This window comes from Aquisphaera insulae, assembly GCF_011064615.1.
GTDB lineage: Bacteria > Planctomycetota > Planctomycetia > Isosphaerales > Isosphaeraceae > Aquisphaera > Aquisphaera insulae.
This window is the reverse complement of sequence record NZ_JAALJH010000050.1, coordinates 38,906-63,917: the sequence shown is the minus strand read 5'-3', so window position 1 is coordinate 63,917 and position 25,012 is coordinate 38,906. Positions and strand designations below refer to the sequence as shown.

Sequence of the window (25,012 nt, the reverse complement as noted above, 5' to 3'; positions counted from 1 at the left end):
CCGCCTTGACTTGCCTTTTCGACCACCCTACTAATGAATTAGTGGAAACCCCATTCGGTTAGGGGCGTGGCGTCCTTTCCATGGAGCCGCAACCCGGCGGTCGATGAACGGGTCTTAAGGACGACCCCGCGATAGGACCCGATCGGAGTCGGTCGAGGTCATGCGATCGCGGTATGCCCCGCGCCGTCGATCGACCATCGTCAGGCCCACGTGCCGACTTCGAGCGGGACTCATTCTCGCCCCAATTTCCAGGGTCGAACTCCGCGGGGACGTCGCTTCTACTAATGAATTAGGCGCCGCCGGACACTTCCCACTGTGGCTACCCCACATCGTCATTTTCCGAAAGGCGAGTGCTCCATGAATCAAATCATCGACAGACGCCGATTCTTCCAGGTCGGCGGCCTGCTGGCCGTTGGCGGCCTCGTCGCCGGATGCGGCAATGATACGTCGAGTGCCAAGAACATCGTCCTGGACAAGCCTCCCCTGGAGGCCTCTAAGGACTCGATGGAGGAATTCAAGAGGCACCAACCCGCGAAGAAGAAGGCGAGCAAGAAGCATTGAGTCGATTCCACGGGCGAGCGGCATCGGAATGCCCCCGGGCCGGCTCGCCGTGACGGGTGGCCCGGCCCATCTCGATGCGCCGGGCAACGCCGTCTCTTCCGGTCGAGGTTCGCCGCGGCTCCTCTCGGTTCCACCGCTCGTCTGTCTTCGAGAAGCAGTTGGCGGACCCGTATCGCAGCTACGTCCATGGCGGCGCTCGCCGCCATGCTGTCCCCTCGTTTCGTCACCTTTCAAGGGTCCCATCGCATGAGTAGATCTTCAGGATCGAGGAGCGGCTTCACGCTGATCGAGCTGCTCGTGGTGATCGCCATCATCGCCGTCCTCATCGCCCTCCTGCTGCCCGCCGTGCAGTCGGCCCGCGAGGCCGCCCGCCGCGCCCAGTGCGTCAACAATCTGAAGCAGATCGGGCTGGCCATGCACAACTACCACACGGCCAACAACTCCTTTCCGATGGGGGTCTCGGCCACCATCAATCCGCTCAGCGGCGGCAACCCCTGCATCAACTGGATGGGTTGGAGTGCCCAGGGCCTGCTGCTGTCCTACATCGAGGCCGGGCCCCTCTACAACGCGATCAACTTCGCCATGGACCCGGTCAATTCGCCGACGTATCCATTCAACTCGACGGTGACCACGACCCGGCTCGCCGCCTTCCTCTGCCCCTCCGACGGCAATGCGGGTCGGGCCTATCTGAACAGCTACTACGCCAGCGAGGGGACGATGTCGGCGAGCTACGGCAGCATCGACCAGAACAATTGCCACGCGGGCGTGGACGCGCCGGGCCTCTTCACCTACAGCTACGCCTACGGGCTCCAGAACTGCCAGGACGGCTCGTCGAACACGGTCGCCTTCAGCGAGGGTGTCGTCGGCAACGGCAACGGCCTCACCCAGGCTTATACCAGCGGCGTGAACGTGGCCAGCGGGAATGCGCTGCAGGACGTCTGGCAGTCCGTCACCCTCGGCACCCAGGCTCCGGGCACCTACATCACCCAGCTTCAGGCCTGCAACTTGGCGTTCCAGACCGCCGTGAACAACAACGGCCTGTCCGCCAGCCGCGGCAAGCTCTGGGCCTGGGGGGCCGAGAACGAGTCGCTGTTCAACACCATCGTCCCGCCGTCGTCCAACCAGTACCAGTGGACTTCGTGCCGGTTCGGCTGCAACACCTGCGGCTGGGATTCGGCCGACCACGCCAATATCACCAATGCGAATAGCTTCCACCCCGGCGGGGCCAACGTCCTCTTCGCGGACGGTTCGGTCAAGTTCATCAAGAGCTCGATCAGCTTCCCGACCTGGTGGTCGCTGGGCACGAAGTCCAACGGCGAGGTGATCTCGTCCGACGCCTATTGATCGATCGCGACCGGCCCGGCGCCCCCCGCGCCTGGCTTCGGCGTGGCCCCCACGAACACCGGCCGGAGGCGGACCCTTGGTTCACCTTCGGCCGGTGTTCTCGTTGATAGAGCGGATCACGAATGCGGCCCAGACGTCCGATGAAAGGGCCGGCTCCCTCGGGGATGGCACGGGGACGGAGCTCAGGGCGAGGTCATCGGCCCGACCGGTCGCCGGACGGAGTCGGTTCCCACAACAACCTTCGTTGGTGAGCATTCCAATCGTTGGGCGCTCCAGGGCGGGCGAGGGCCGCTCGCTCGCACTTCCACCGATGGGAAGGGGCGATCGAGCTCCTCGCATTCGTCGCCCTGCCGGATCGCTTCCGCGCGGCATTCGCCCCGCTGCCCGGCCGGGGACCGTCGGAGATTCCGAGGCGGTCCGGCCGGAGGGGAGGGGGGAGGACACCGGCCCCCGCCCTTGGGAATGAAAACGCCCCGGACGCGAAGGCGGCCGGGGCGGTCGGGATTGATCATCACATGATGCCGCGACGTCGCGACAGACCCGGATCAGGCCTTGGCGGCGGGGGCGGCGAGGGTATCGAGGATCTTCTTGCCTTCCTTGGAGATCAGCACGTAGAAGCTCTTAGACTCGGCGTGCTTCTTCCCCTTCTTGACGAGCTTGTGCTTGAGGAGGGCGTCGATCGTCTTCTGCTCGACCTTCTTCGGGGAGAAGAAGCCGAGGGGCTCGGTGACCTTGGAGATGGTGTCGAGGAGGGCCTGCTGGGTGGGGCTGAGCTTGGGGGCGGCCTTCTTGGGCGGGGCCTTCTTGACGGCCGCCTTGGGTGCGGCCTTGGGCTTCTTGGGTGCGGCCTTCGGGGCTTCGGCCTTCGGGGCCGCGGCCTTGGGTGCGGCCTTCTTGGGGGTCGCCTTGGCCTTCGTCACGCCAGCCTTCTTCGTCGCCATGGTGGAAAACCCTCAGAGGTCTCTTTTGGAAGCCGTGGATCGGGCTATTCGCCGATCTCCCACGGGATCATTAGTTAATATACTAGCCTGGGCAAGACAATAAAGGTCCATTTTTCACGGAATTTCTGATTTTCCAGGGGTTTTTATCCCTATATCTCCACCCTTTGGCCCTCGCGTCGTCCCATCGGGGCTTCGAGACATCCCGAGATCACGACACCTCAACCGACCGGGGGCCTCGCGCGCTCCCGAAGCGACGCCAGGCCCGGCCGGACCACGCCGCCACAACACCACTGCATGTTCACTCTCAGATATTATCGACCTTCTATTCTCTCCAGTCTCGATTCGTGCCGCTATGGTGCCCGCCCATCGACGGCGAGGCCGCCCCGCATGCCCCGTGTGCACATGCGGGATGGAGTCCGCTCGATATCGGGAAAACGATCAGAAGTGGCGTGATTTACCGGCCAGGAGAAAATTTTGCAGTTGCAGCATTTTTCCTTGACTCCGTGGCCGATCGCGACCAGGATAGGCCGTGGGAATCGATCAACAGCGCTCAGGAGAATGGCCATGTTCGACTTGATCCTGGAGAACTACCGCAAGGCCGCGGAATCGACGTTGAAGATGCAGCAGGACATGATCCGCAACTGGGCCATGCAGTGGCCGCAGGTGCTCGCGGGCCAGGGGCTCGGCCACCCGGTCGCGGCGGCCGCGGCGAGCGCCTCGGCGCTGCCGGGGACGGCCTGGCTCGAGCAGTTGAGCAAGGCGCAGCGGGCCTGGGCGGATTCGGTGACCGAGATGCTCAACAAGCATCGCGAGTCGCTGGACGCGCAGTACCGGGCCGGCATCCGCACGATCGAGGAGGCGTTCCGGGTCGGCCAGGCCAGGGACCCCAAGCAGTTCCAGAAGCTGACCGAGGAGCTCTGGAAGCAGAGCTTCGAGTGCCTCAGGACGGTGGCGGAGGCCCAGGTCCGCGACGTCCAGACGGCCATGCAGAAGTGGTGCGACGCGGCGTCCACGGCGTCCGCCGGCCTGAAGGTCTGACCGATCTCGCCGCGACGCATCGCAACGCAATGCAATGAAGCCGCGGCGGACCGCCGTGACGCGTCGTCCTCTCCCCGGCGCCGCGGATGCGAGATCGCCCCCGAGACGAGACGACGAGCGGCCTCGAGGTCCCTTCCCCAATCACCGATGAGTTCTCAAGCGGGTCGAGGAGGTCAGCGATGGCGGGCGAGAGCACCCTGATCATAACGGGCGTGAGGACCCCGATGGGCGCGTTCATGGGCTCCCTGGCGGGGGTCCCGGCGGCGCAGCTCGGGGCGACCTGCGTGAAGGCCCTGGTGGAGCGCACGAAGATCCCCGCCGACGCGGTGGACGAGCTGATCTTCGGCACCTGCATCGGCGCCGGCCAGGGGATGAACCCGGCCCGCCAGGTCGCCGTCCTCGGCGGGCTCGACAAGCGGACCCACGCCCTGACGGTCAACGAGGCGTGCGCCTCGGGCATGCGGGCGGTGATGCTGGCCGACCAGATCATCCGCCTCGGCGAGGCCGGCGTGGCGATCGCCGGCGGCATGGAGAACATGAGCCGGCCCCCGTACATGCTCCTGAAGGGGCGCGAGGGCTACCGCCTGGGCAACGGCGAGGTCGTCGACGCCCTGATGTACGACGGCCTGACCGACGCCTACAGCAACAAGCCGATGGGCCACTTCGCCGACCAGTGCGCCGCGAGGTTCGAGATCAGCCGCAAGGACCAGGATGATTTCGCGGTCGAGAGCCACGCCAGGGCCCGCAAGGCCGTGGCCGACGGAGCCTTCGCCGACGAGATCGCGCCGGTCTCGATCGCCGCCCGGGGCAAGACCACGGTCGTGGCCGAGGACGAGGGCCTCAACAAGTTCGACGAGGCCAAGATGCGCGGCCTCCGCGCCGCGTTCAATCCGGAGGGGTCCGTCACCGCCGGCAACGCCTCGAGCATCAACGATGGCGCCGCGGCCCTGCTCCTGGCCTCGTCGGCGGGCTGCGAGGGCCTGTGTCTCAAGCCGCGGGCGCGGATCGTCGCCGCCTGCCTGCACAGCCACGAGCCCGAGTGGTTCACGACCGCGCCGGTGGGCGCCGTCAAGGGGGTCCTCGAGAAGGCCCGCTGGAGCGTCTCCGACGTGGACCTCTTCGAGGTCAACGAGGCCTTCGCCGTGGTCGCGCTCACCTGCGGCAAGCAGCTCGGCCTGCCGCCCGACAGGACCAACATCTACGGCGGCGCCGTCCCGCTCGGCCACCCGATCGGCTGCAGCGGGGCTCGCCTCCTCGTCACCCTCATGACCGGCCTGAAGCGGACCGGCGGCAAGCGCGGCGTGGCCGCCCTCTGCGTCGGCGGCGGCGAGGGGATCGCCATGGCCGTCGAGATGATCGGCTGACCCCGAATCGAACCGGGCCGACCCGCCGCGTGCCCGCGGGCCGGCCCGGCCCCCCCATTCGCCAGGAGACCATCATGAGCACCACCAGGTCCAGGCCCCGGCCCGAGCCTTCCAACGGCGACGACCCCGGGGCGGCCCCCGCGGCCGGCCCGCCCTCCGCCGCCGACCCGTTCACCGCCGCCGCCTCCCTCTGGGCCCAGTGGCTGGAGCAATCCGCCCGCGGCACCCAGGCGCTCCTCGAGGCATTCGGCACCGCGGCCGACCCCCAGAAGTTCCAGCAGCGCTGGCTCGACGCGCTCTCGCAGAGCTTCGAGACGTTCATGCGCACCCCGGCCTACCTCGAGCTGATGAAGGACACCCTCAAGGGCGTCATCCAGCTCAAGGTCGCCCAGGACCAGGCGATCACCGACACGGCCCGCCAGCTCGGCCTCCCCCTGGCCGCGGACATCACGGGCCTCTTCGAACGCCTGCACGGCACCGAGCAGGCCATCCTCCGCCGCCTCGACGTCATCGAGGAGCGGTTGAGCGCCATCGATTCGCGGTGAGCGGCCCGACCGCGGAGCCGCAGTTCAGCACCCTCCCCGTCGCCCTCGTATGGAGCCCGATCATGTCGACCGGTAATGCGATCCTCGACGAGAACGATCTCGAATCCGCGACCCCCGATTTCAGCCTGGCCGGCAAGAAGGCGTTCGTCACCGGCAGCTCGCGCGGGATCGGCCGCGCCGTGGCCCTGGGCCTCGCCCACGCCGGCGCCGACGTCGCCATCAGTTGCAACACCGGGGGCGACGCCGCGGAGGACGTCTGCCGGCTGATCCGCGGGATGGGCCGCAAGGCGCAGTATTACGCCCACAACGTGGCGCTCGAGGCCGAGGTCGAGGCGATGTGCAACGAGGTCCTCCGCGACTTCGGGCAGGTCGACATCCTCGTGAACAACGCGGCCATCAATCGCGACCGGACCTTCAGGAAGCTGACCAAGGACCTCTGGGACGAGGTGATCGCCACCGACCTGACGAGCGTCTTCCTGGTCACCAAGCACTTCATCGACGACATGGCCGGCCGGGGATGGGGGCGGGTGATCAACATGTCGAGCATGTCGGGCGAGATCGGCAACTACGGCCAGGCGAACTACGCGGCCGCCAAGGCCGGGATGATCGGCCTGACCAAGACGCTCGCCCGCGAGTACTCCCGCAAGGGGGTCACCGTCAACGCCGTGGCGCCCGGCTTCACCCGCACGCGGATGACCGAGGGCATCCCCGACAAGGCCATGGAGATGGTCCTGGCGGCCACCCCCATGGGCCGGATGGGCGAGCCCGTGGAGATCGCCGCCGGCGTCGTCTACCTGGCCTCGCACTCGGCCGGCTTCATCACCGGCCACATCCTCGACATCAACGGGGGATTCGCGATGTGACGCGCGGGCCCGATCGACCGACGGCCCCCGCCGGCACGACACACCTTGACGGGAAAGGCACAGCCATGGCCACCACCAGTCCGCTCAGCGACGCGGCCGCGGCCGCCGCGAGGTTCCAGCAGCAGTGGTTCGAGCAGTTGCTCACGCAGCAGAAGGCCTTCTACGAGGCGACCCTCAAGACGTGGAGCCGCTTCTTCGCCATCCCGCGGGTCATCGAGCAGGCCCGCGACGTGCAGGTGGGCACCACGCCCTCCGACGTCGCCTACGAGGAGGACACGCTCAAGCTCCTCCACTATCGTCGCGAGGCCCCGGCGGCCTTCAAGGAGCCGATCCTCATCTGCTACGCGCTCGTGAACCGCCCCTACATCGTGGACCTGCAACCCGACCGGAGCGTCGTCCGCCAGCTCCTGGCCCGCGGCTTCGACGTCTACCTGATCGACTGGGGCGTCCCCTCCGCGGCCGACCGGAGCATGACGCTCACCGACTACATCGACAGCCTGATGGGCAACTGCGCCGAGGTCGTCCGCAAGCGGCACAATACGCCGGCCCTCCACCTGGTCGGCTACTGCATGGGCGGGACGATGTCCACCATCTTCACGGCCCGCAACCCGAAGCTCGTGAAGACGCTGACCACCATGGCCGCCCCCATCGACTTCGCCGCCGGCAAGGACGACACGCTGGTCTCCTTCTGGTCCAACCCGGAGTATTTCGACGTGGATGCCCTGGTGGACGCCTTCGGCAACGTCCCGGCGACGTTCCTCCAGGCGAGCTTCGCCATGATGAAGCCGGTCCAGAACTTCTACGGCAAGTACCTGACCTTCTTCGAGAAGATGGACGACGAGAAGTTCATGGAGAACTACTTCGCCATGGAGAAGTGGGGCAACGACAACATCCCCGTGGCCGGCGAGACCTTCCGCGAGTTCGTCAAGAAGCTCTACCAGCGGAACGAGCTGGCGAAGAACACGTTCACGCTGGGCGACTCGCCGGTGGACCTGAAGAAGATCACCTGCCCGGTGCAGATCCTCACGGCCACGGGCGACCACCTGGTGCCCCCCTGCCAGAGCGACGCCCTCAAGGACCTGGTCGGATCGAAGGACGTGATGCTCCGGAGCCTGGCCGCCGGCCACATCGGCCTCTCGGTCAGCTCCAAGGCCCACAAGTCCTTCTGGCCCGAGTCCACCCAGTGGCTCGCCGAGCGGTCCACCAAGGCCAAGTGATCGCGGGATGATCGCGCTCGGGCCCCGGCCGGCGCCGATGGGCGCCGGCCATGCCTCGAGCGGTTGCCGGGCGTCTCAGAACGCCTTCGTCAGCCCCGGCAGCGCGCAGGGATAGATCCCGTCCGGGCCCGGCTTCGACCTCGGCGCGGCGTCCCAGGCGATCCGTTCGGGGGCGTACGCCAGGTCGGACTTCACGGCCTCGTCCCAGGTGACGAGCTGGCCGGTATAGGTGGCCATGCGGCCGAGGATCGCCGTCATCGTGCTGTCGGCGGCGCCGTCGAGCTCGTTGTACGGCTTGCCGGCGACGATCGCGGCCATGAAGTCGTCCCATTCCACCTGATGGCCGTCGCGCACCGGCTTGAGGGCCAGCGGGGGCTTGCCGTTCTCGTGGATCGTCACCAGGTCGTTGCCGTCGAAGCTGACGCGGCCCTTCGTGCCGTGGGCGTGATGGCTGAAGTTGGACCAGGTCCCGGCGATCTGGCTGCACTCGCTGAAGCTGTACGAGCCGTCGCCGTAGGTGTACTGGACGCAGTGGTGGTCGTAGATCTCGCCGATGCCCGGCTCGGCGCGGACCTGCCGGCCGCCCAGCCCCGTCGCCCGGGTGGGGACGCCCCGGGCGATCCAGTTGCAGGCGTCGATGCCGTGGACGTGCTGCTCCACGTGATGGTCGCCGCTCAGCCAGACGAAGTGATACCAGTTGTTCACCTGGTACTGCATCTCCGACATCCCGGGCTGACGGGGGCGGTTCCAGATCCCCTGGGTGTGGAAGTACGCCCGCGTGAACAGCAGGTCGCCGATCAGGCCGTCGTGGATCCGCGCGACGACCTCCTTGTGGTTCTTGGCGTGGCGGAGGTGATGGCCGACCGCGATCGAGAGCCCGCGCCGCTTCGCCTCGTCGTTGGCGAGCTTCACGGCGCGATAGCCGGGCGCGTCCACGGCCACCGGCTTCTCCAGGAAGACGTTCTTCCGGGCCGCGACCGCGGCGGCGAGGTGGGCGGGGCGGAAGCCCGGCGGGGTGCAGAGCATGACGACGTCCGCGCCGGCGGCGATCGCCTTCTCGTAGGCGTCCAGGCCGACGAATCGACGCTCCGGCGGGACGTCCACCTTGTCGTGGAACTGGCCCTTCAGGTCGCCGAGGGCCCGATCGATGGGCCCCTCGAAGGCGTCCGCCAGGGCGAACAGCTTGACGTTGCTGTGCGCGTGGTTGCCCAGCGCGTCGGCCGCCGCGCCGGTGCCCCGGCCGCCGCAGCCGACCAGCGCGAGCTTGATCTCGTCGCTGCCGGCCGCATGGACGTTGGCGACGGCGCCGAGGGCGGCCGTGGAGAGGGCCGCGGTCGTGGTCCCCTTGACGAAGTCGCGGCGGGAGACGGGCAGGGGGGAAGAGGCGGGCGATCGCATGGGAGGGCTCCTGTGAAGGAGAGGAGGAGGAACGAGGCAGGGAACGGTAGGGCAGTGCAGGGCAGGGGGCTACTGGAATCGCACGATCGGCTGGTCCACGGCCAGGCTGTCGCCGGCCCTCGCCAGGACCTCGGCGACGACGCAGTCGTCCTCGGCGCGGAGGATGTTCTGCATCTTCATCGCCTCGATCACGGCGAGGCTCTCGCCGGCGCGGACCTCCTGGCCGGGCCTGACGCCGACCTGGGTCAGCAGGCCCGGCATGGGTGAGAGCAGGAACTTCGACAGGTCCGGCGGCGGCTTGTCCGGCATCAGGGCCAGCAGCTCCGCGGCGCGGCCGGTCATGACGATGGCGTCCACCTGCGTCCCCCAGTGGTAGACGCGGTACTTCAGGCCCATCCGCTCGACCTGCATGCAGATCGGCACGCCGTCCCAGGTGCCGCGGAGGAGCAGGTCGCCGAGCCGCCAGTCGGTCCGCAGGGCGTAATCCCTGCCGTCATGGCGGATGTCGCAGCCCCCCGGGACCAGGTGCACGTCCAGGTGATAGCGCCTCCCCTGCATGAGCACGACCCACGCCGGATCGACGCGGCGCTCGTGCCCCTTCATCTGGCCCGTCGTCCGGACGGCGCGGTGGATGTACCGCCGCCGCGCGTACGCGGCCGCCGCGGCGAGCAGGAGCGGATTCTCGTGCTCCAGGGCCGCCGGGGAGAAGCCCTTCGGGAACTCCTCCGCGATGAATCCCGTGTGGAACCGGCCCGAGGCGAACCGCGGATGCCTCGTGAGCGCCGCCTGGAAGGCCAGGTTGGAGGAGATCCCGCGGATCACGAACGAGTTCAGCGCCGCCTGCATCCGCGCGATCGCCCCGGCGCGGTCGGCCCCGTGGACGATCAGCTTGGCGATCATCGAGTCGTAGTAGATCGAGATCTCGTCCCCCTCGAAGACCCCGGTGTCGACGCGGACGGCCCCCGGTTGCTCCTCCGGGGGGATGAAGCGGACGAGCCGGCCGGTGGACGGGAGGAAGTTGCGGAACGGATCCTCGGCGTTGATCCGGCACTCGATCGCCCAGCCGTCCCGCGCGACGTCCGCCTGCTTGAAGGGGAGCCGCTCGCCGGCGGCGACGCGGATCATCAGCTCGACGAGGTCCAGGCCGGTGATCAGCTCGGTGACCGGGTGCTCGACCTGGAGGCGGGTGTTCATCTCCAGGAAGTAGAAGCTGCGGTCCTTGCCGACGACGAACTCGACCGTGCCGGCCGATTCGTAGCGGACCGCCCTCGCCAGGGCCACGGCCTGCTCGCCCATGGCGCGGCGCGTCTCCTCGTCGAGGAACGGGGAGGGGGCCTCCTCGATGACCTTCTGGTGCCGCCGCTGGATGGAGCACTCGCGCTCCCAGAGGTGGACGACGTTGCCGAAGGAATCGCCCAGGACCTGGATCTCGACGTGACGGGGCTCCTCGACGAACTTCTCGATGAAGACGCGGTCGTCGCCGAAGGCGGCCTTCGCCTCGGTCCGGCAGGAATCGAAGCCCTCGGCCGCTTCCCCGTCGTCGCGGGCGACGCGGAGGCCGCGGCCGCCCCCCCCGGCGGACGCCTTGATCATGACCGGGTAGCCGACCTGGCGCGCCACCTGCACGGCCTGCGCGGCCGACTCGATGGGGTCGTCGAAGCCGGGGATCGTGCTGACCCTCGCCTCCTTCGCCAGCTTCTTGGAGGCGATCTTGTCCCCCATGGCGGCGATCGAATGCGGCTTGGGGCCGATGAAGACGATCCCGGCGTCCTCGAGCCGGCGGGCGAACTCCTCGTTCTCGGAGAGGAAGCCGTAGCCGGGGTGGACGGCCTGGGCCCCCGTCTCCCTGCAGGCGGCGAGGATCCGGTCGATATCCAGGTAAGACTCCCGGGACGGCGGCGGGCCGATGCAGGCGGCCTCGTCGGCGAGGTCCACGTGGCGGGCGTCCTTGTCCGCCTCCGAATAGACGGCGACCGTCCGGATGCCCATCGCCCGCGCCGTCCGGATGACGCGGCAGGCGATCTCCCCCCGGTTGGCGATCAGGATCTTCTGGAACATGACAGCCTCGGATCTCGCGGGGCTCCCCGCGGTCTCGTCTCGTCGCTTCGCGTCAGAGCGGGATGTTGCCGTGCTTGCGCCAGGGGTTCTCGAGCTGCTTGCCGCGGAGCATCGCCAGCGACCGGCAGATCCGCTTGCGGGTCTCGTGGGGCATGATCACGTCGTCGATGAAGCCCCGGTGGCCGGCGATGAACGGGTTGGCGAACTTCTCCTTGTACTCCTTCTCGCGCGCGGCGAGCCGCGCCGGGTCCCCCTTCTCCTCGCGGAAGATGATCTCCACCGCCCCCTTGGGCCCCATGACGGCGATCTCGGCCGACGGCCAGGCGAAGTTGACGTCCCCCCTCAGGTGCTTGGACGACATGACGTCGTAGGCCCCGCCGTAGGCCTTGCGGGTGATCACCGTCACCTTGGGCACGGTGCACTCGGCGTAGGCGAAGAGCAGCTTGGCCCCGTGCTTGATGATCCCGCCGTACTCCTGGGCCGTGCCCGGCATGAAGCCCGGCACGTCCACGAAGGTGACGATCGGGATGCTGAACGCGTCGCAGAAGCGGACGAACCGGGCCGCCTTGATGGCGCTCCTTATGTCCAGGCAGCCGGCCAGGACCAGGGGCTGATTGGCGACGAAGCCGACGGTCTCGCCGTCCATCCGGCCGAAGCCGATGACGATGTTCCTGGCGTGGTCGGGCATCAGCTCGAAGAAGTCGCGCTCGTCCACGACCTTGACGATCAGCTCCTTGATGTCGTACGGCTTGTTGGGATTCTCCGGGACGAGGGTATCCAGCGACGTCTCGACGCGGTCCGGGGTGTCCTCGGTGGGCACCGTCGGCGGCCGGCTCGTGTTGCTGGAGGGGAGGAAGCCGAGCAGCCGGCGGGTCATCATCAGGGCCTCGACGTCGTTCTCGAAGGCGAGGTCCGCGACGCCCGATTTCGACGTGTGGGTGATCGCCCCGCCGAGCTCCTCGGCGGTCACCTCCTCGTGCGTGACCGTCTTCACGACCTCCGGGCCGGTCACGAACATGTAGGAGGAGTCCTTCACCATGAAGATGAAGTCGGTCATCGCCGGCGAGTACACCGCACCCCCGGCGCACGGCCCCATGATCAGGGAGACCTGCGGGATCACGCCGGAGGCCAGGACGTTCCGCTGGAAGACGTCGGCATAGCCGCCGAGCGAGGCGACGCCCTCCTGGATCCGCGCCCCGCCGGAGTCGTTGAGGCCGATCACCGGCGCGCCGACCTTCATGGCGTGGTCCATGATCTTGCAGATCTTCTCGGCGTGGGCCTCGGAGAGCGAGCCGCCGAAGACGGTGAAGTCCTGGCTGAAGACGAACATGACGCGGCCGTTGATGGTGCCGTAACCGGTGACCACGCCGTCGCCGGGGACCGACTGGCCCGCCATGCCGAAGTCGACGCAGCGGTGCCCCTTGAACATGTCCCATTCTTCGAACGAGCCGGGGTCGAGCAGCAGCTCGATCCGCTCGCGGGCGGTGAGCTTCCCCTTGGCATGCTGGGCGGCGATCCGCTTCTCGCCGCCCCCCAGCCGGGCCGCGGCCCGCTTCTCATCAAGCTGGCGGATGATGTCGTACATGGCCGACCCCTCGCTGCGCTCGGAGTGAGTGGACGAGAGAGATTCGAGCTTCGATCGGGCTGCAATCGCGTCTTGATCGGAGCGGCCCCCCGCCCCCGGCTACGGGTTCTTCTCCGCGGCCTGGGCCTTCGCGTCGGGCGACCTCGGGGGCGCCGGCAGGTCCAGGTGGCCGAGTAGCTGATACGCCGCCGCGGAGGGGCCCTGCTCGCCGCTCGCCACGGCGGCGATCACGGCGTCCAGGTCGCGCCTCACCGTCGGGTGCCGGCGGAACCGCGCGCGGAGGCCGGCGTCGATCATCGCCCACATCCAGTCCACGGCCTGCCGCCGCCGCCTGGCCTGGAGCTCGCCGCTCTCGGTCATCACCTTGCTGTGCTTCTCGACCTCGGCCCAGAAGGTGTCGATCCCCTTGCCGGTGGCCGCGCTCGCCTCGACGACCGGCGGCCGCCAGTTCGCGGAGGCGGGGCGGAGCAGGCCGAGGGCGCCGGAGATCTGCCCCCGCGCGATCGCCGCCGCCTCGGGGTCGAGATCGGCCTTGTTGACGACGATGATGTCGGCCAGCTCGATGATCCCCTTCTTGATCGCCTGGAGGTCATCGCCGGCGTTGGGGAGCTGGATCAGGGCAAACATGTCGCACATCCCGGCCACGGTCGTCTCCGACTGGCCGACGCCGACGGTCTCGATCAGGACGACGTCGTAGCCGGCCGCCTCGCAGATCAGCATCGTCTCCCGGGTCTTCTCGGCGACGCCGCCAAGCGACCCGTGCGACGGCGAGGGCCGGATGAACGCGTCCTTCTCCTGGCAGAGCCGCTCCATCCGCGTCTTGTCGCCGAGGATCGAGCCGCCGGAGATCGCGCTCGAGGGATCCACCGCGAGCACCGCCACCCGCTTTCCCAGGCCGATCAGGTAGACTCCCAGGGCCTCGATGAACGTGGACTTCCCCGCGCCGGGCGATCCGCTGATCCCCAGCCGGACCGACTTCCCCGTGAAGGGCAGTAGCTTGTCGAGCATCGCCCCGGCCCTCGCCTGATGGTCGGCCCGGGTGGATTCGGTCAGCGTGATCGCCTTGGCCAGCGCCCGGGGCTGGCGGGCGAGTACCCCCTCCATCAGCTTCAAGTCGGCGGCCATCAGCAGCGGCTTGCCGGTCGTGAGGTCTTTCATCATGCGATGCGAGGCAGTGCATTCCTGCGAGGTCGGAGGGCATCCGCCCTCCCCGGAAGAGCTTCGAGACGGCCTCCATTATGAAGCCCACGCGAAGGCGAAACCAGCCACCCGTCGCCCCTGCCCGCGGATCCTCGCGGCGACCCGGCACTGGATCCTCGCCCGCTCCGCTCCGCGCCGCCGGGACCGGCGACGCCGGCGAGGAGATCCCTGCGCCCGTGCGCCACGGAGCATCGTGACTCCTCGGATGCCCCCGGCAAGGGCGTCGAGGGTCTGTCCCCGGGTCCGGCCCGCCGGATAGAGTGTGATTGAAGGCGATTCGCCCGACGAGTCGTCCCGATGTCGTGCCGTCCGCCGATGTCCTCCCTCGTGCCGGACTTCCGAAGGGGACCGCGCCCCGCCCTGGCGGCGGAATCCCCGGACCTGTGCGCCGCCACGTTCGAGGCCGGTCCATCCGGGCGCGACGACGGGAGCCACGACGGCCCGAGCGACGCTCTCCTCCGATGCTCGGGCGATGCGGTCCGGCGGCCTCGAGGTATCCATGAAGATCCCGGGAGTCCACGACGGCCTCGATCACGGCTCCGGCCCCCGCCTTCGGGATGCGGGCCCGGAGGTCCGGTCGCAATCCACGCCGGGACGGGTCGTGCTGACCTATGTGGGGATCACCGCGACGTGGGCCATGGCCTCGATGGTCATCCTCGAGAGGTCCGGCGCACGCGGGGCGCGGCTCTCCTGGCTGGCGGCCGCGGACGTGATCGGCTTCATCGTCGTCACGTCCATCGTCCTGCTCCACATGCTGCGGAGGCACCTCGACCGGATCGAGGCGTCCGGCCGGGTGCTGGCGGCGAGCGAGCGCCGGCTCAGGATGATCTTCGACGCCCTCGCGGACCCGATCTACCTCACGGACGAGGCCGGCCGGATCGTCGATGCGAATCCCCGCGCCTGCGAGTCGCTGGGGCACACGCGAGCGGGGCTGATGGGGCGTAGCGTGGCGGAGTTCGACGCCCAGCTCACGCCGGTCCAGGTCGAGGAGATCATGGGGAGGCTGAGGGCCGACCCGGACCGGACGCTCGTCTTCGAATCGGCTCACCGCCGCGCGGACGGCTCGATCTACCCGGTGGAGTTGCATGCTCGGGCGGTGGACTGGGGGGGTGAGGTCCGCTACCTCTCGACGACCCGCGACCTGACGGGCCGGCGGCGAGACCAGGCGGTGCTGAGGGAGAGCGAGGAGCGATTCCGGGCGGTCTTCGATCAGGCCGGCGTCGGCATCATCCTGGCCTCGCCGGACCGAGGGTTCCTGGTGATCAACGAGGCCCTGCGGGCCATGCTCGGGCTGCCCGGCGGCGAGCCCCCGGCGGCGGGAACCCGGAGGGCGTCTCGTCCTGGCGAGCTCGACCTGACCGACGTCGACCTGGCCCAATTGTTCGACGGCGCCGGGCCCGTCAGGGCGGAGAAGCAATACACCCGGCACGACGGCTCGTCGATCTGGGTGGACGTCTCCGTCGTGGCCATCAGAGATGCCCAGGGCCGCTACGATTACCAGCTCGCGGTGGTCCAGGACATCACCGATCGCCGCCGCGCGGAGGAGGAGTCACGACTGGCCGACGACCGATACCGGCTGGCGACCGCGAGCGGGCGGGTGGTCACCTGGGAAGCCGACGGGGACGCGACCATCCGGCGGATCGATCCGGCGTTCTGGGGGTGGGTCGACGGCGGTCCGGCGGGCCCGCCCGACGACCTGCCGAGCTGGATCGCCTGGCACCATCCCGACGATCGCGAGCGGATCGCCGCGGCGATCCGCGACGCGTTCGAGGGGCGCACGCCGGAGATCGTCTTCGAGTTCCGCTCGCCGACCACCGAGGGCACGACCGGGTGGTTCCAGTGCCGGGGGCGAGTGGACCGCGGGCCCGACGGACGCCCGCTCGGCGCCGCCGGCACGATCGTGGACATCACCCCCCAGAAGCAGGCCGAGCACCGCGAGAAGGAGGCCCGGGCGAGGCTGGAGGCGGCCCTGGCCAGCATGACCGACGCGGTGTTCGTCTCCGACGCGGAGGGCCGATTCGTCGAGTTCAACGAGGCCTTCGCCACCTTCCACAAGTTCAAGGGCAAGGACGACTGCGCGAAGACCCTCTCGGAGTACACGGACTTCCTCGACGTACGGTTCCCCGACGGCGAGCTGGCGCCGCTGGACCGCTGGGCCGTCCCGCGGGCGCTGCGGGGCGAGGCGGTGACCGGCGCCGAGTACACGCTGCACCGCAGGGACACGGGCGAGACCTGGGTCGGGAGCTACAGCTTCGGCCCCATCCGGGGCGAGGGCGGGGCGATCGTGGGCGCGGTCGTGACGGCCCGGGACATCACGGCGCAGAAGCGCGCGGCGGACGAGCTGCGGGAGAGCCGCGAGCGGCTCCGGCTGGCCATGGAAGCGGCCGGCGCCGGGGTCTGGGAGTGGGACCTGGCGACCGACGCCCTCTCCTGGTCCGACGAGGTCTGGCGGCTCTACGGCCTGGAGCCGAATAGCTGCACCCCGTCATACGAGACCTGGCTAGCCGCGGTGCACCCGGACGACCGCGACCGCGCCGACGCGGAAGTCCGGTCCGCCGCGGCGGCCGCGGCCCCCGAGATCTCCATCGAATGGCGGGGCCATGATCCCCGTGGCACGGAGTGCTGGCTGATGTCGCGCGGGCGGGCGGTGCGCGACACCGACGGCCGCCTCACCCGCTATCTCGGCATCGTGGTGGACATCACCGGGCGGAAGCGGGCCGAGGAGGCGCTGCGGTTCTCCGAGGAGATGTTCGCCAAGGCCTTCGCCAGCAACCCGGCCGCCATCGCCCTGACGCGGCTCGAGGACGGCCGATTCCTCAACGTGAACGAAACCTGGTCCGCGCTGACGGGCTATGGCCGCGACGAGGCGATCGGCCGCACGCCCGCGGATCTGCGGATCTGGTGGTCGCCCGCGGAGCGGGAACGATTCGCAGACGCCCTGCGCCAGCAAGGGTCGGTGGACGGATGGGAGCAGGACTTCCGGGGCAAGTCCGGCGAGAACTTCTCGACCCAGCTCTGCGCGCAGGTGATGGACCTCGGGGGCGAGGCGGTGATCCTCTCGACCTTCATCGACATCACGGCCCGCAAGCGTGCCGAGGCGGCCTTCCGGGACAATCAGGCATTCCAGGAGACCCTGCTGAGGGCCATCCCGGCCCCCGTCTTCTTCAAGGACACCGAGGGCCGCTACGTCGAGGGCAACGACGCCTTCTTCCGCTTCCTCGGCCGGGAGCGGGATCGGGTCGTCGGCCACACCGCCCACGAGCTCGTCCCGGCCGGCCTGGCGGACCTCTATACCGAGATGGACCGCCGCCTGCTCGCCGAGCGGGGCCTGCAAGTCCACCAGACCCAGTTGCTCAGCCCCGACGGGGTGCTCAACGTCGTCTTCCACAAGACCACCTTCGACGGCCCCGACGGACGGCCCCGGGGCATCGTCGGCGTGATCCTGGACGTCACCGATCGGGTGCGGGCGGAGGACGCCGTCCGTGCCCTCAACGCCGACCTGGAGCGGCGGGTCGCCGACCGCACCGCGGCCGTCCAGGAGCTCGCCGCGATCATCGACTCGTCCACCGACTTCATCGCCACCGCGACCCTCGACGGCATGCCGCGATGGGAGAATCGGTCATTCCGCGAGGTGGTGGGGATCCCGGCGGCCGGCGAGGGACGCCCGGCCACGATCGCCGCCCTTCACCCCGCCGACTCGGCGGCGCGGATCCTCCAGGAAGGGATCCCGGCCGCCGTCCGCGACGGCCACTGGGCCGGCGAGACCGAGGTGCTCGCCGCCGACGGCCGCGCCATCCCCGTCTCTCAGCTCATCCTGGTCCACCACGGCGACGACGGCGAGGTCGCATACATCTCGACCATCATGCGCGACATCACCGACCGGAAGCGGCTCGAGCGATCCCTCCGCGAGCGCTCGAATGAGCTGGCCCTCGCCAACGCCGAGCTCGTCCGCTCGTCTCGCATGAAGGACGAGTTCCTGGCCAGCATGAGCCATGAGCTGCGGACCCCGCTCAACGGCATCCTGGGGTTCGCCGAGGGCCTGGCGGAGGGCGTCTACGGCGAGTTGGGGGACGACCAGCGGAGGTGCGTCCTCGACGTGCACGAGTGCGGCAGGCACCTCCTGGACCTGATCAACGACATCCTCGACGTGGCCAAGATCGAGGCCGGCATGGTCGAGCTGGAAGTGGCGGAGGTGGCCGTCGGGCCGCTCTGCGAATCGGCCGTACGATTCGTCAAGCAGGCGGCGCAGCGCAAGTCGATCCCCGTGAGACTCTCGATCGACGACCCGGTCGGCCGCGTGGTCGCCGACCAGCGTCGCCTCAAGCAGGTGCTGGTCAACCTGCTGTCCAACGCGGTGAAGTTCACCGACGCCGGCGGGGGGGTCGGCCTGGAGGTCACGTACGACCCGTCGCGCCGGGTGGCCCGCTTCGCCGTCTGGGACACCGGCATCGGCATCAGCCCCGAGGGGCTGAGCCGGCTGTTCAAGCCGTTCATGCAGCTCGACTCGGGGCTGGACCGGCGCTACTCCGGGACCGGGCTGGGACTGGTCCTGGCCAAGCGCCTCACCGAGCTGCACGGCGGTATGCTGGAGGTGGAAAGCGAGCCGGGCCGCGGTAGCCGATTCACGATCGTGCTGCCCTGGGAGCCCGACGTCCGGCCCCGTCCCGAGGGCCGCGAGACGGGGGGGGCGGAGGCGCCGACCGGCGGAGCCGGGACGAATCCCGGCCTTGCTCAGACGCGGGTGCTCATCGTGGACGACGACCAGGCCGGCGTGCGTGCCCTCCGCGACTATCTCGAGGTGAAGGGGTACGCCGTCGAACAGGCCGCCGATGGCGAGGCGGGGATCGCCCGCGCCCGGTCACGGTCCCCCCACCTGATCCTGATGGACATCCAGATGCCGGGGCTGGACGGGCTGGAGGCGATCCGCCGACTCCGCCTGTCCCCGGGGCTGCAGGACGTGCCGATCATCGCCCTGACGGCGCTGGCGATGCAAGGCGACCGCGAGCGGGCCCTGAAGGCCGGCGCCACCGACTACCTGAGCAAGCCGGTCAGGCTCTCCGTGCTCCAGCGGCGGATTCACGACCTGTTGGCGGCCGAGGAAGGACTGCGAGGCAATCCGCGGGGGTGCGAGACGGGTCAGACGCCGAGGATGGACTGAGAGACGACGCCCTCGTTCAGGGTGGCACGCTCGGGCCGGCCCTTGTGCAGGTAAACAAGCCGGGAATGGTCGACCCCCATCAGGTGCAGGATGGTGGCGTGGAGGTCGTGGACGTGGAGCCGGTCCTCGACGGCGTGGAGGCCGACCTCGTCGGTGGTGCCCACGGTGCGGCCCCCGCGGATGCCCGCGCCGGCCATCCACATGGTGAAGCCGTAGGGATTGTGGTCGCGGCCGTCCCCCTTCTCCGACATCGGGGTGCGGCCGAACTCGCCCCCCCAGACGACCAGCGTCTGGTCCAGGAGGCCCCGGCGCTTCAGGTCCCTGAGCAGGCCGGCGACGGGCCGGTCCATCGACCGGCAGAGTTCGGCGTGGTTCTTCTCGATGCCCGAATGGGCGTCCCACCTGGCCCCGGCGCCATGGTAGAGCTGGACGAAGCGGACCCCGCGCTCGACCAGGCGGCGAGCCAGGAGGCAGTTGCGGCCGAACGCGGACGTCTCCCGGTCGTCGACGCCGTAGAGGGCCCTCGTCTCCTCGGGCTCGCCGGCGAGATCGACCGCCTCCGGGGCCTCGGCCTGCATCCGGAAGGCCAGCTCGTAGGCGCGGATCCGCGCGTCGAGCTCGGTCTGGTCGGGGTGATCCTCGGCGTGGCGGGCGTTGAGCCGATCGAGGAACTCGAGCTTGCCGCGCTGGCGGGCCTCGCCGACGTCCGCGGGGTTGCTCAGGTTCGGGATCAGCTCGCGCGAGTCGCCCCCCAGGCGGATCCCCTGGTGGGTGGCCGGCATGAAGCCCGAGCCCCAGTTGCGCGGGCCGCCGGCGACGAGCCCGGGGTTGTCCTGGAGCACCACGTAGCAGGGCAGGTTGCGGTTCTCGGTCCCCAGCCCGTAGCTGACCCAGCTCCCCAGGGAGGGCCGCCCGGCGACCGTCGATCCGGTGTTCATCTGGCAGACGCCGCCGACGTGGTTCAGGCCGTTCGACCAGCACGAGCGGATCACGGCGAGGTCGTCGGCGCAGCCGGCCAGGTGGGGCAGCCAGTCGGAGAGCCAGAGGCCCCCTTCGCCGTGCCGCGCCCACTTGCGCCTCACGGGCAGGATGGGCGAGCCGGCCTCGCCCATCGGCGTGATCACGGGCTTGAAGCTGGCGGGCAGCGGCTTGCCCGCGAGGGCGTTGACCAGGGGCTTGGGATCGAACGTGTCGATGTGGCTGGGCCCCCCCTCCATGAACAGGAAGATGCAGCTCCTGGCCCGGGGCGGGAGCGTCCACGGGCCGCCCCCCGCCGCGAGCGCATTCCCGGTCGGCGGGGCCGCCGGGAGCGGGCTCTCGCCGAGCATCCCGAGGAGCGCCAGCGCGCCGAAGCCGGCGCCGCCCCGCAGGAGCAGCTCTCGCCGCGTGAGCGGGATCTCGGTGTGGGGGATCGTGTCGTTCATGGTCGGGCCCCCGGCCGCGAAGGCGACTCAATCGACGTAGAGGAATTCGCTGGAATTCAACAAGGCATGGCAGAAATCGACGAGGGCGACCGCGGCCCCCGTGCTCGAAGGGGCCGCGGCGATCCCGACGCCCTTGCCGCCGCCCCCGGCGACGGCCTCGGGGGGCGCGGCGCGAAGGGCCTGGTCGTGGAGGAAGATGATGGCGTCGCCCCGCTCGTCGGGGGAAGGGGCGCGGCCGAAGGCCAGGCGATAGGCCAGGTCGACCCGCCCTCGGTCGTCGGAGGCCGACGCGGAGAGCCGGTCGGCCATCGCCCTGGCGCGGGCCATGGGCCACGACCCGTTGATCATGAGGAGCGCCTGGATCGGCGTCACGGTGACGTCGCGCCGCGGCGTGGTGATCGAGCCGTCGGGGCCGTCGAACGCCTCGCCCAGCGGGTCGCGGGTGTTCCGCATGACCCTCGTGTAGACCGTCCGCCGGGGCGCCGCGGGGTCGGAGGCGGGTCCGCCCATCGCCGCCAGGTCGAGCTCGCCGCTGGCGGCCAGCATCGCGTCCCGGATCGGCTCAACCTCGAGCCGGCGGGTGGACCAGTGCCAGAGCAGGCGATTCTCGGGGTCGACCTTCCGGGCGAGGTCCGCGCGGGGGTGTCCGGCCGCCTGACGGTAGGCCGTCGACGTCACGATCAGGCGGTGCACGTGCTTCAGGCTCCACCCGTTGGCCACGAACTCGGTGGCGAGCCAGTCGAGCAGCTCCGGGTGGCTGGGCCGGTCGCCGAGCCGGCCGAAATCGCTGGAGGTGCCCACCAGGCCGCGGCCGAAGTGGTACTGCCAGACGCGATTGACGGCCACGCGGGTCGAGAGCGGGTTGTCCGCCCGCGCCAGCCAGCGCGCCAGGGCCGTGCGCCGGCCGGTCGAGTTGGGGGCCGTCGGCGACCGGCCGACCCGGGCCGGATCGGGGCCGAGGACCGTCAGGAAGCCCGGCTCCACCGGCCGCCTGGCCCGGTCTCCCGGGATGATCGTCGGCGGCGCGATCGGCCCGACGTCCGTGATCGTGGGGGGCCGCGGGGGGGCCTGCGGCCGGTCGCGGTCGTGGGCGGCCAGGCGCTTCGTGAGCTGCTTGTACGTCGCGGCGTCCTTGCTCTTCTTCATCACCGCGTCGATCTTGTCGTGTTCCTCGGTCACCTGGCGGTAGGCGAGCTGGGCGAGCTGCTCCTCCAGCGGGGTCCGCCGGGCCGGCGGCCGGCCGAGGATCTCCTGCATCTCGGCCGGGAACTTGACGAGCGCGCCGCGGCCGAGCTCCTCGAGGTAGGGCCGCTCGAGCGCGGCGATCTCCGCGCGGACGTCGGCCGTCTTCGCCTCCCAGGCCGCCAGGGCATCCTCGTAGTGCTGCCACTGGGCGTTCGACGCCAGGCTCAGGTCATCGCGGAGGGCGATCGGCGCGAAGAAGGCCTGGAGCCGGAAGTAATCCTTCTGGAGGATCGGGTCGAACTTGTGGTCGTGGCAGCGGGCGCAGCCCATGCCCAGGCCGAGGAAGACGTCGCCGGTGACGTCGGTGATCTCGTTCAGGATGGTGCTCCACTGGCCGGGCACGTCGCGCTGGTTGCGCTCGTACGTGCCCAGCCGCAGGAAACCGACCGCGACCCGCAGCGCGGGGTCGGTGGGGTCGATCTCGTCGCCGGCGAGCTGCTCGGCGACGAAGCGGTCGTAGGGGCGGTCCTCGTTCATCGCCTTGATGACATAGTCGCGGTATCGCCAGGCGTCGGGTCGGTAGGCGTCGGCGCGGTAGCCGTCCGACTCGGCGTAGCGGACCAGGTCCAGCCAGTGCCGCCCCCAGCGCTCGCCGTAGCGGGGGCTGGCCAGCATACGATCGACCATGACCTCATACGCGTCGCCGGCCGGGTCGGCGACGAACGCCTCCACATCCTCGGGCGTCGGGGGCAGGCCCAGGAGGTCGAACGAGAGCCGGCGGATGAGCACCCCTCGCCCCGCCTCGGGGGCCGGCGACAGCCCGGCCGCCTTCAACCCCGCGAAGAGGAAGCGATCGATCTCGTTGCGACCCCAACCGCCGTCGTCCACGCTCGGGACGGCCGGCCTGCGGAGGGGCTGGAACGACCAGAACGCCCGGTCCTCGTCCGTGATTTTCGACGCCCTCGCCCCGGCGGCATGCGCCAGGGACGCGGCCCGGGCATCCGCCTCCGGCCAGGGCATTCCCATCGTGATCCAGCGCGACAGCGCCCCCCGCTGGGCCTGGTTGAGCTGGCCGTTGGGGGGCATCTTGAGGTCGTCGCTCGCGTAGTTGACCGCCTCGACCAGGAGGCTCTCTGCCGGCTTGCCCGGCACGACGGCCGGCCCGCTGTCGCCGCCGGCGACGATCGCGGCCTTCGAGTCGAGCCGGAGTCCCCCCTTCTGCTTCTCGGCTCCGTGGCAGCCCAGGCAGCTCGTCGCCAGGAGGGGGCGGATCTCCGTCTCGAAGTACTTCACCTGCTCCGGATCCGGGCCCTCGGCCGCCGCAACTTCGGGCGAGATCCCGATCGTCGTGACGACCGCCGCCAGCGCCATCGCGACGGCCATGCGCGTTCGTCCGGCGACGTTGTTGGATGTCCTGGCCCGGTGTCCCGTCCCTCGCACCATGTCCATCGGGGTGGGTCCTCAACCGGCATGGATCGGATCGCTCGGGACGCGCCGTTTCCCGCGCGAGCTATAGCAGGTGGGACGTGGCAGTGCCTCCAACAATAGTCGCTCTCTCATCTCTCGGCAATCGTTTCATCGAGAGAACAGAGAATCTGGCCAATGGATTGCGACGGCGAGCGGCGGCACCCGGACCGGTCGACATCCGACGGGCCGGGCGCATCGCCGCACGTCGACGGGGGGCTCACCGGGGCCGATGGCCTCCATTCGCGAAGGCCGGCCGGCCTCATGGCCCTCCGCGTCAGGGCCTACCTGGCTCGGCTCCCGGGGCCGCGACTCGCCCCAGGGCCGCGGCGAAGACGCCGCCCGTCTCCCCCTCCCAGGCCGCGACGACCGGGCCGCGGCCTCCGGGCGCGGCGGCGACGACCGGGTCGTTGCCCCGGCCAGCCAGGGTGAGGGGCTCCTCCCGGCCGGGGAGTTTCGCGAGGACTCGCCCGGGGCGGGACGCCAGCCAGACCGCGTAGGCCCCGCCCGGTCCGACCGCCGTCCAGGCCTGGACGCCGCGGCCGAGCCGATGCTCGGGCTCGTCGGGCCGGGCCGTGAAGACCTCGCCCGCCCTCATCCACGCCGTCTCGATCGCGCCGGGGGGCCCCACCGCCACGGAGCCGCCGTCCATCGGGCAGGCCTGGAGCCGCCAGGTCCCGCGGCCGAGCTTCTCTGCCGGGCCGAATGAGGATCCCCCGTCGAGGGAGCGGGCGAGGAAGAGGTCGCGCGAGCCCTCCACCTGGTTCCTCCACATCACGACGACCTCCCCGTCCGGGCCGACGGACACCGAGGGATGGCAGCACTCGCAGACGCTCCCGCCCGGCGCCCGATAGACCAGGCGATCCGGCTCCCAGGTGGCTCCGCCGTCCCGCGAGCGGGCCAGGAACACCTCGGTCTTCTTCGCGCGGAGGTCCAGCCAGGTGCAATACACGGAGCCGTCCGGCCCCGCGGCCATGCCGTGCAGCCCCTCCCGCGCCGAGCCCTCGACGCGGTTGACCCGAATCGGTCCGGCCCAGGTGTCCCCCGCGTCGGCGGATCGCCAGGCGAGCAGGTCGCCGGACCATCCCTCGCGCTCCAGCCCCCCGATCGCCGTGACCACGACTCGATCGCCGACGGCGGCGATGCGCGGCCCCCGCCTCATGCCCACCATCAGGGCATCCGCCCTGCCGACCTCCGAGGCCCGATAGCTGCGGCCGCCGTCGTCGGACCGCGCGAAGCGGATCGCGCCCCCCTCGCCGAAGGCCACGAAGATCCGGCCGCGGCCATCCACCGCCACCTGCGGCTGCCGGCCTCCACGCCCGGCGCCTTCCGCCGCCGACGCCACCGTCACGACGGTCGGCGCCTCGCCGCCCGCGGCCGCGGAGGCGAGCGCCATCCACGCGGGCAGGGCCAGGCCGCCGATCCACCGCCACGATAGATCATTTTCACATATCATCGCTGCATCCCCCATCGCCGGCCGGATCCCCAGGACCACACGGACGGTAACCGATCAGCCCGGGGCAATCCAGCGATCCGGCATCCACGGGCCGCGTCCCGGCCGCGCCAAATATCAAATATTTGCGATCACAGGATCTTCACTTGAAATGAGGCGTGGCGCGGCAACAATTGGTCCCGCCGATGATGAGTCGGACGCGGGAGCGGGGGGA

Annotated in this window: 16 protein-coding genes; 8 read left to right on the top strand and 8 right to left on the bottom strand. The window is 70.0% G+C overall.

The annotated features are described in order from the left end of the window. Positions 1–357 precede the first annotated feature (357 nt). Together G6O54_RS23385 and G6O54_RS23380 are read left to right on the top strand one after the other, a co-directional pair. Positions 358–561: a hypothetical protein gene (locus G6O54_RS23385; protein WP_165228623.1), complete on the top strand. Its 204-nt coding sequence runs from the start codon at positions 358–360 to the stop codon at positions 559–561. 246 nt (positions 562–807) lie between these two features. Beyond that, complete coding sequence (locus tag G6O54_RS23380; protein ID WP_165228621.1) at positions 808–1,905, top strand: DUF1559 domain-containing protein; 1,098 nt, start codon at positions 808–810, stop codon at positions 1,903–1,905. 545 nt (positions 1,906–2,450) lie between these two features. Here the strand turns inward: G6O54_RS23380 and G6O54_RS23375 are convergent. Then, the gene (locus tag G6O54_RS23375) at positions 2,451–2,846 is read right to left on the bottom strand and encodes a histone (RefSeq protein ID WP_165228619.1); all 396 of its coding nucleotides are present in this window, start codon (positions 2,844–2,846) and stop codon (positions 2,451–2,453) included. 564 nt (positions 2,847–3,410) lie between these two features. Between G6O54_RS23375 and G6O54_RS23370 the strand changes: the two genes are divergently transcribed. The 5 genes from G6O54_RS23370 to phaC all read left to right on the top strand — a co-directional run bounded on the left by G6O54_RS23370 (position 3,411) and on the right by phaC (position 7,873). Further along, positions 3,411–3,884 carry a hypothetical protein gene (locus G6O54_RS23370; protein ID WP_165228617.1) on the top strand — a complete coding sequence of 158 codons (474 nt, stop codon included), beginning with the start codon at positions 3,411–3,413 and terminating at the stop codon, positions 3,882–3,884. 179 nt (positions 3,885–4,063) lie between these two features. Beyond that, positions 4,064–5,248, top strand: coding sequence for a thiolase family protein (locus G6O54_RS23365; protein ID WP_165228615.1), 1,185 nt, complete (start codon positions 4,064–4,066; stop codon positions 5,246–5,248). Positions 5,249–5,322: 74 nt separating this feature from the next. Next, positions 5,323–5,793 carry a hypothetical protein gene (locus G6O54_RS23360; RefSeq protein WP_165228613.1) on the top strand — a complete coding sequence of 157 codons (471 nt, stop codon included), beginning with the start codon at positions 5,323–5,325 and terminating at the stop codon, positions 5,791–5,793. Between the two features lie 62 nt (positions 5,794–5,855). Beyond that, on the top strand, positions 5,856–6,656 hold the full coding sequence (gene fabG, locus G6O54_RS23355) for a 3-oxoacyl-ACP reductase FabG (protein WP_165228611.1): 801 nt from the start codon (positions 5,856–5,858) through the stop codon (positions 6,654–6,656). Positions 6,657–6,721: 65 nt separating this feature from the next. Then, the gene (gene phaC / locus G6O54_RS23350; RefSeq protein ID WP_165228609.1) at positions 6,722–7,873 is read left to right on the top strand and encodes a class III poly(R)-hydroxyalkanoic acid synthase subunit PhaC; all 1,152 of its coding nucleotides are present in this window, start codon (positions 6,722–6,724) and stop codon (positions 7,871–7,873) included. 75 nt (positions 7,874–7,948) lie between these two features. Here the strand turns inward: phaC and G6O54_RS23345 are convergent, their stop codons facing one another. The 4 genes from G6O54_RS23345 to meaB form a co-directional block, all read right to left on the bottom strand. Beyond that, entirely contained in the window at positions 7,949–9,271 is a 1,323-nt protein-coding gene (locus G6O54_RS23345) for a Gfo/Idh/MocA family protein (protein ID WP_165228607.1), read from the bottom strand. 69 nt (positions 9,272–9,340) lie between these two features. After that, a complete protein-coding gene (gene accC / locus G6O54_RS23340; protein WP_165228605.1) occupies positions 9,341–11,329 on the bottom strand; it encodes an acetyl-CoA carboxylase biotin carboxylase subunit in 1,989 nt (662 codons plus the stop codon). Between the two features lie 52 nt (positions 11,330–11,381). Then, positions 11,382–12,914, bottom strand: a complete 1,533-nt coding sequence (locus G6O54_RS23335; RefSeq protein WP_165228603.1) for an acyl-CoA carboxylase subunit beta — start codon at positions 12,912–12,914, stop codon at positions 11,382–11,384. 99 nt (positions 12,915–13,013) lie between these two features. Then, on the bottom strand, positions 13,014–14,075 hold the full coding sequence (meaB, locus tag G6O54_RS23330) for a methylmalonyl Co-A mutase-associated GTPase MeaB (protein ID WP_165228601.1): 1,062 nt from the start codon (positions 14,073–14,075) through the stop codon (positions 13,014–13,016). Between the two features lie 538 nt (positions 14,076–14,613). On the opposite strand from meaB, the gene G6O54_RS23325 reads away from it, so the two are divergent. Further along, complete coding sequence (locus G6O54_RS23325) at positions 14,614–19,272, top strand: PAS domain S-box protein (RefSeq protein WP_165228599.1); 4,659 nt, start codon at positions 14,614–14,616, stop codon at positions 19,270–19,272. On the opposite strand, the gene G6O54_RS23320 is transcribed toward G6O54_RS23325, so the two are convergent. The 3 genes from G6O54_RS23320 to G6O54_RS23310 all read right to left on the bottom strand — a co-directional run bounded on the left by G6O54_RS23320 (position 19,251) and on the right by G6O54_RS23310 (position 24,801). Further along, entirely contained in the window at positions 19,251–20,696 is a 1,446-nt protein-coding gene (locus G6O54_RS23320) for a DUF1501 domain-containing protein (RefSeq protein ID WP_165228597.1), read from the bottom strand. The genes G6O54_RS23325 and G6O54_RS23320 overlap by 22 nt on opposite strands. A 27-nt stretch (positions 20,697–20,723) precedes the next feature. Further along, on the bottom strand, positions 20,724–23,264 hold the full coding sequence (locus tag G6O54_RS23315) for a PSD1 and planctomycete cytochrome C domain-containing protein (RefSeq protein ID WP_165228595.1): 2,541 nt from the start codon (positions 23,262–23,264) through the stop codon (positions 20,724–20,726). Between the two features lie 358 nt (positions 23,265–23,622). Beyond that, complete coding sequence (locus tag G6O54_RS23310) at positions 23,623–24,801, bottom strand: exo-alpha-sialidase (protein WP_165228593.1); 1,179 nt, start codon at positions 24,799–24,801, stop codon at positions 23,623–23,625. Between the last annotated feature and the right edge of the window lie 211 nt (positions 24,802–25,012).

Coding starts and splice junctions, on each gene's coding strand:
- G6O54_RS23345 (WP_165228607.1), bottom strand. CDS start 9,271: ATGCGATCGCCCGCCTCTTCCCCCCTGCCCGTCTCCCGCCGCGACTTC.
- accC (WP_165228605.1), bottom strand. CDS start 11,329: ATGTTCCAGAAGATCCTGATCGCCAACCGGGGGGAGATCGCCTGCCGC.
- G6O54_RS23310 (WP_165228593.1), bottom strand. CDS start 24,801: ATGATATGTGAAAATGATCTATCGTGGCGGTGGATCGGCGGCCTGGCC.
- G6O54_RS23370 (WP_165228617.1), top strand. CDS start 3,411: ATGTTCGACTTGATCCTGGAGAACTACCGCAAGGCCGCGGAATCGACG.
- G6O54_RS23385 (WP_165228623.1), top strand. CDS start 358: ATGAATCAAATCATCGACAGACGCCGATTCTTCCAGGTCGGCGGCCTG.
- G6O54_RS23315 (WP_165228595.1), bottom strand. CDS start 23,264: ATGGCCGTCGCGATGGCGCTGGCGGCGGTCGTCACGACGATCGGGATC.
- meaB (WP_165228601.1), bottom strand. CDS start 14,075: ATGATGAAAGACCTCACGACCGGCAAGCCGCTGCTGATGGCCGCCGAC.
- G6O54_RS23325 (WP_165228599.1), top strand. CDS start 14,614: ATGAAGATCCCGGGAGTCCACGACGGCCTCGATCACGGCTCCGGCCCC.
- G6O54_RS23365 (WP_165228615.1), top strand. CDS start 4,064: ATGGCGGGCGAGAGCACCCTGATCATAACGGGCGTGAGGACCCCGATG.
- fabG (WP_165228611.1), top strand. CDS start 5,856: ATGTCGACCGGTAATGCGATCCTCGACGAGAACGATCTCGAATCCGCG.
- G6O54_RS23360 (WP_165228613.1), top strand. CDS start 5,323: ATGAGCACCACCAGGTCCAGGCCCCGGCCCGAGCCTTCCAACGGCGAC.
- G6O54_RS23335 (WP_165228603.1), bottom strand. CDS start 12,914: ATGTACGACATCATCCGCCAGCTTGATGAGAAGCGGGCCGCGGCCCGG.
- G6O54_RS23375 (WP_165228619.1), bottom strand. CDS start 2,846: ATGGCGACGAAGAAGGCTGGCGTGACGAAGGCCAAGGCGACCCCCAAG.
- G6O54_RS23320 (WP_165228597.1), bottom strand. CDS start 20,696: ATGAACGACACGATCCCCCACACCGAGATCCCGCTCACGCGGCGAGAG.
- phaC (WP_165228609.1), top strand. CDS start 6,722: ATGGCCACCACCAGTCCGCTCAGCGACGCGGCCGCGGCCGCCGCGAGG.
- G6O54_RS23380 (WP_165228621.1), top strand. CDS start 808: ATGAGTAGATCTTCAGGATCGAGGAGCGGCTTCACGCTGATCGAGCTG.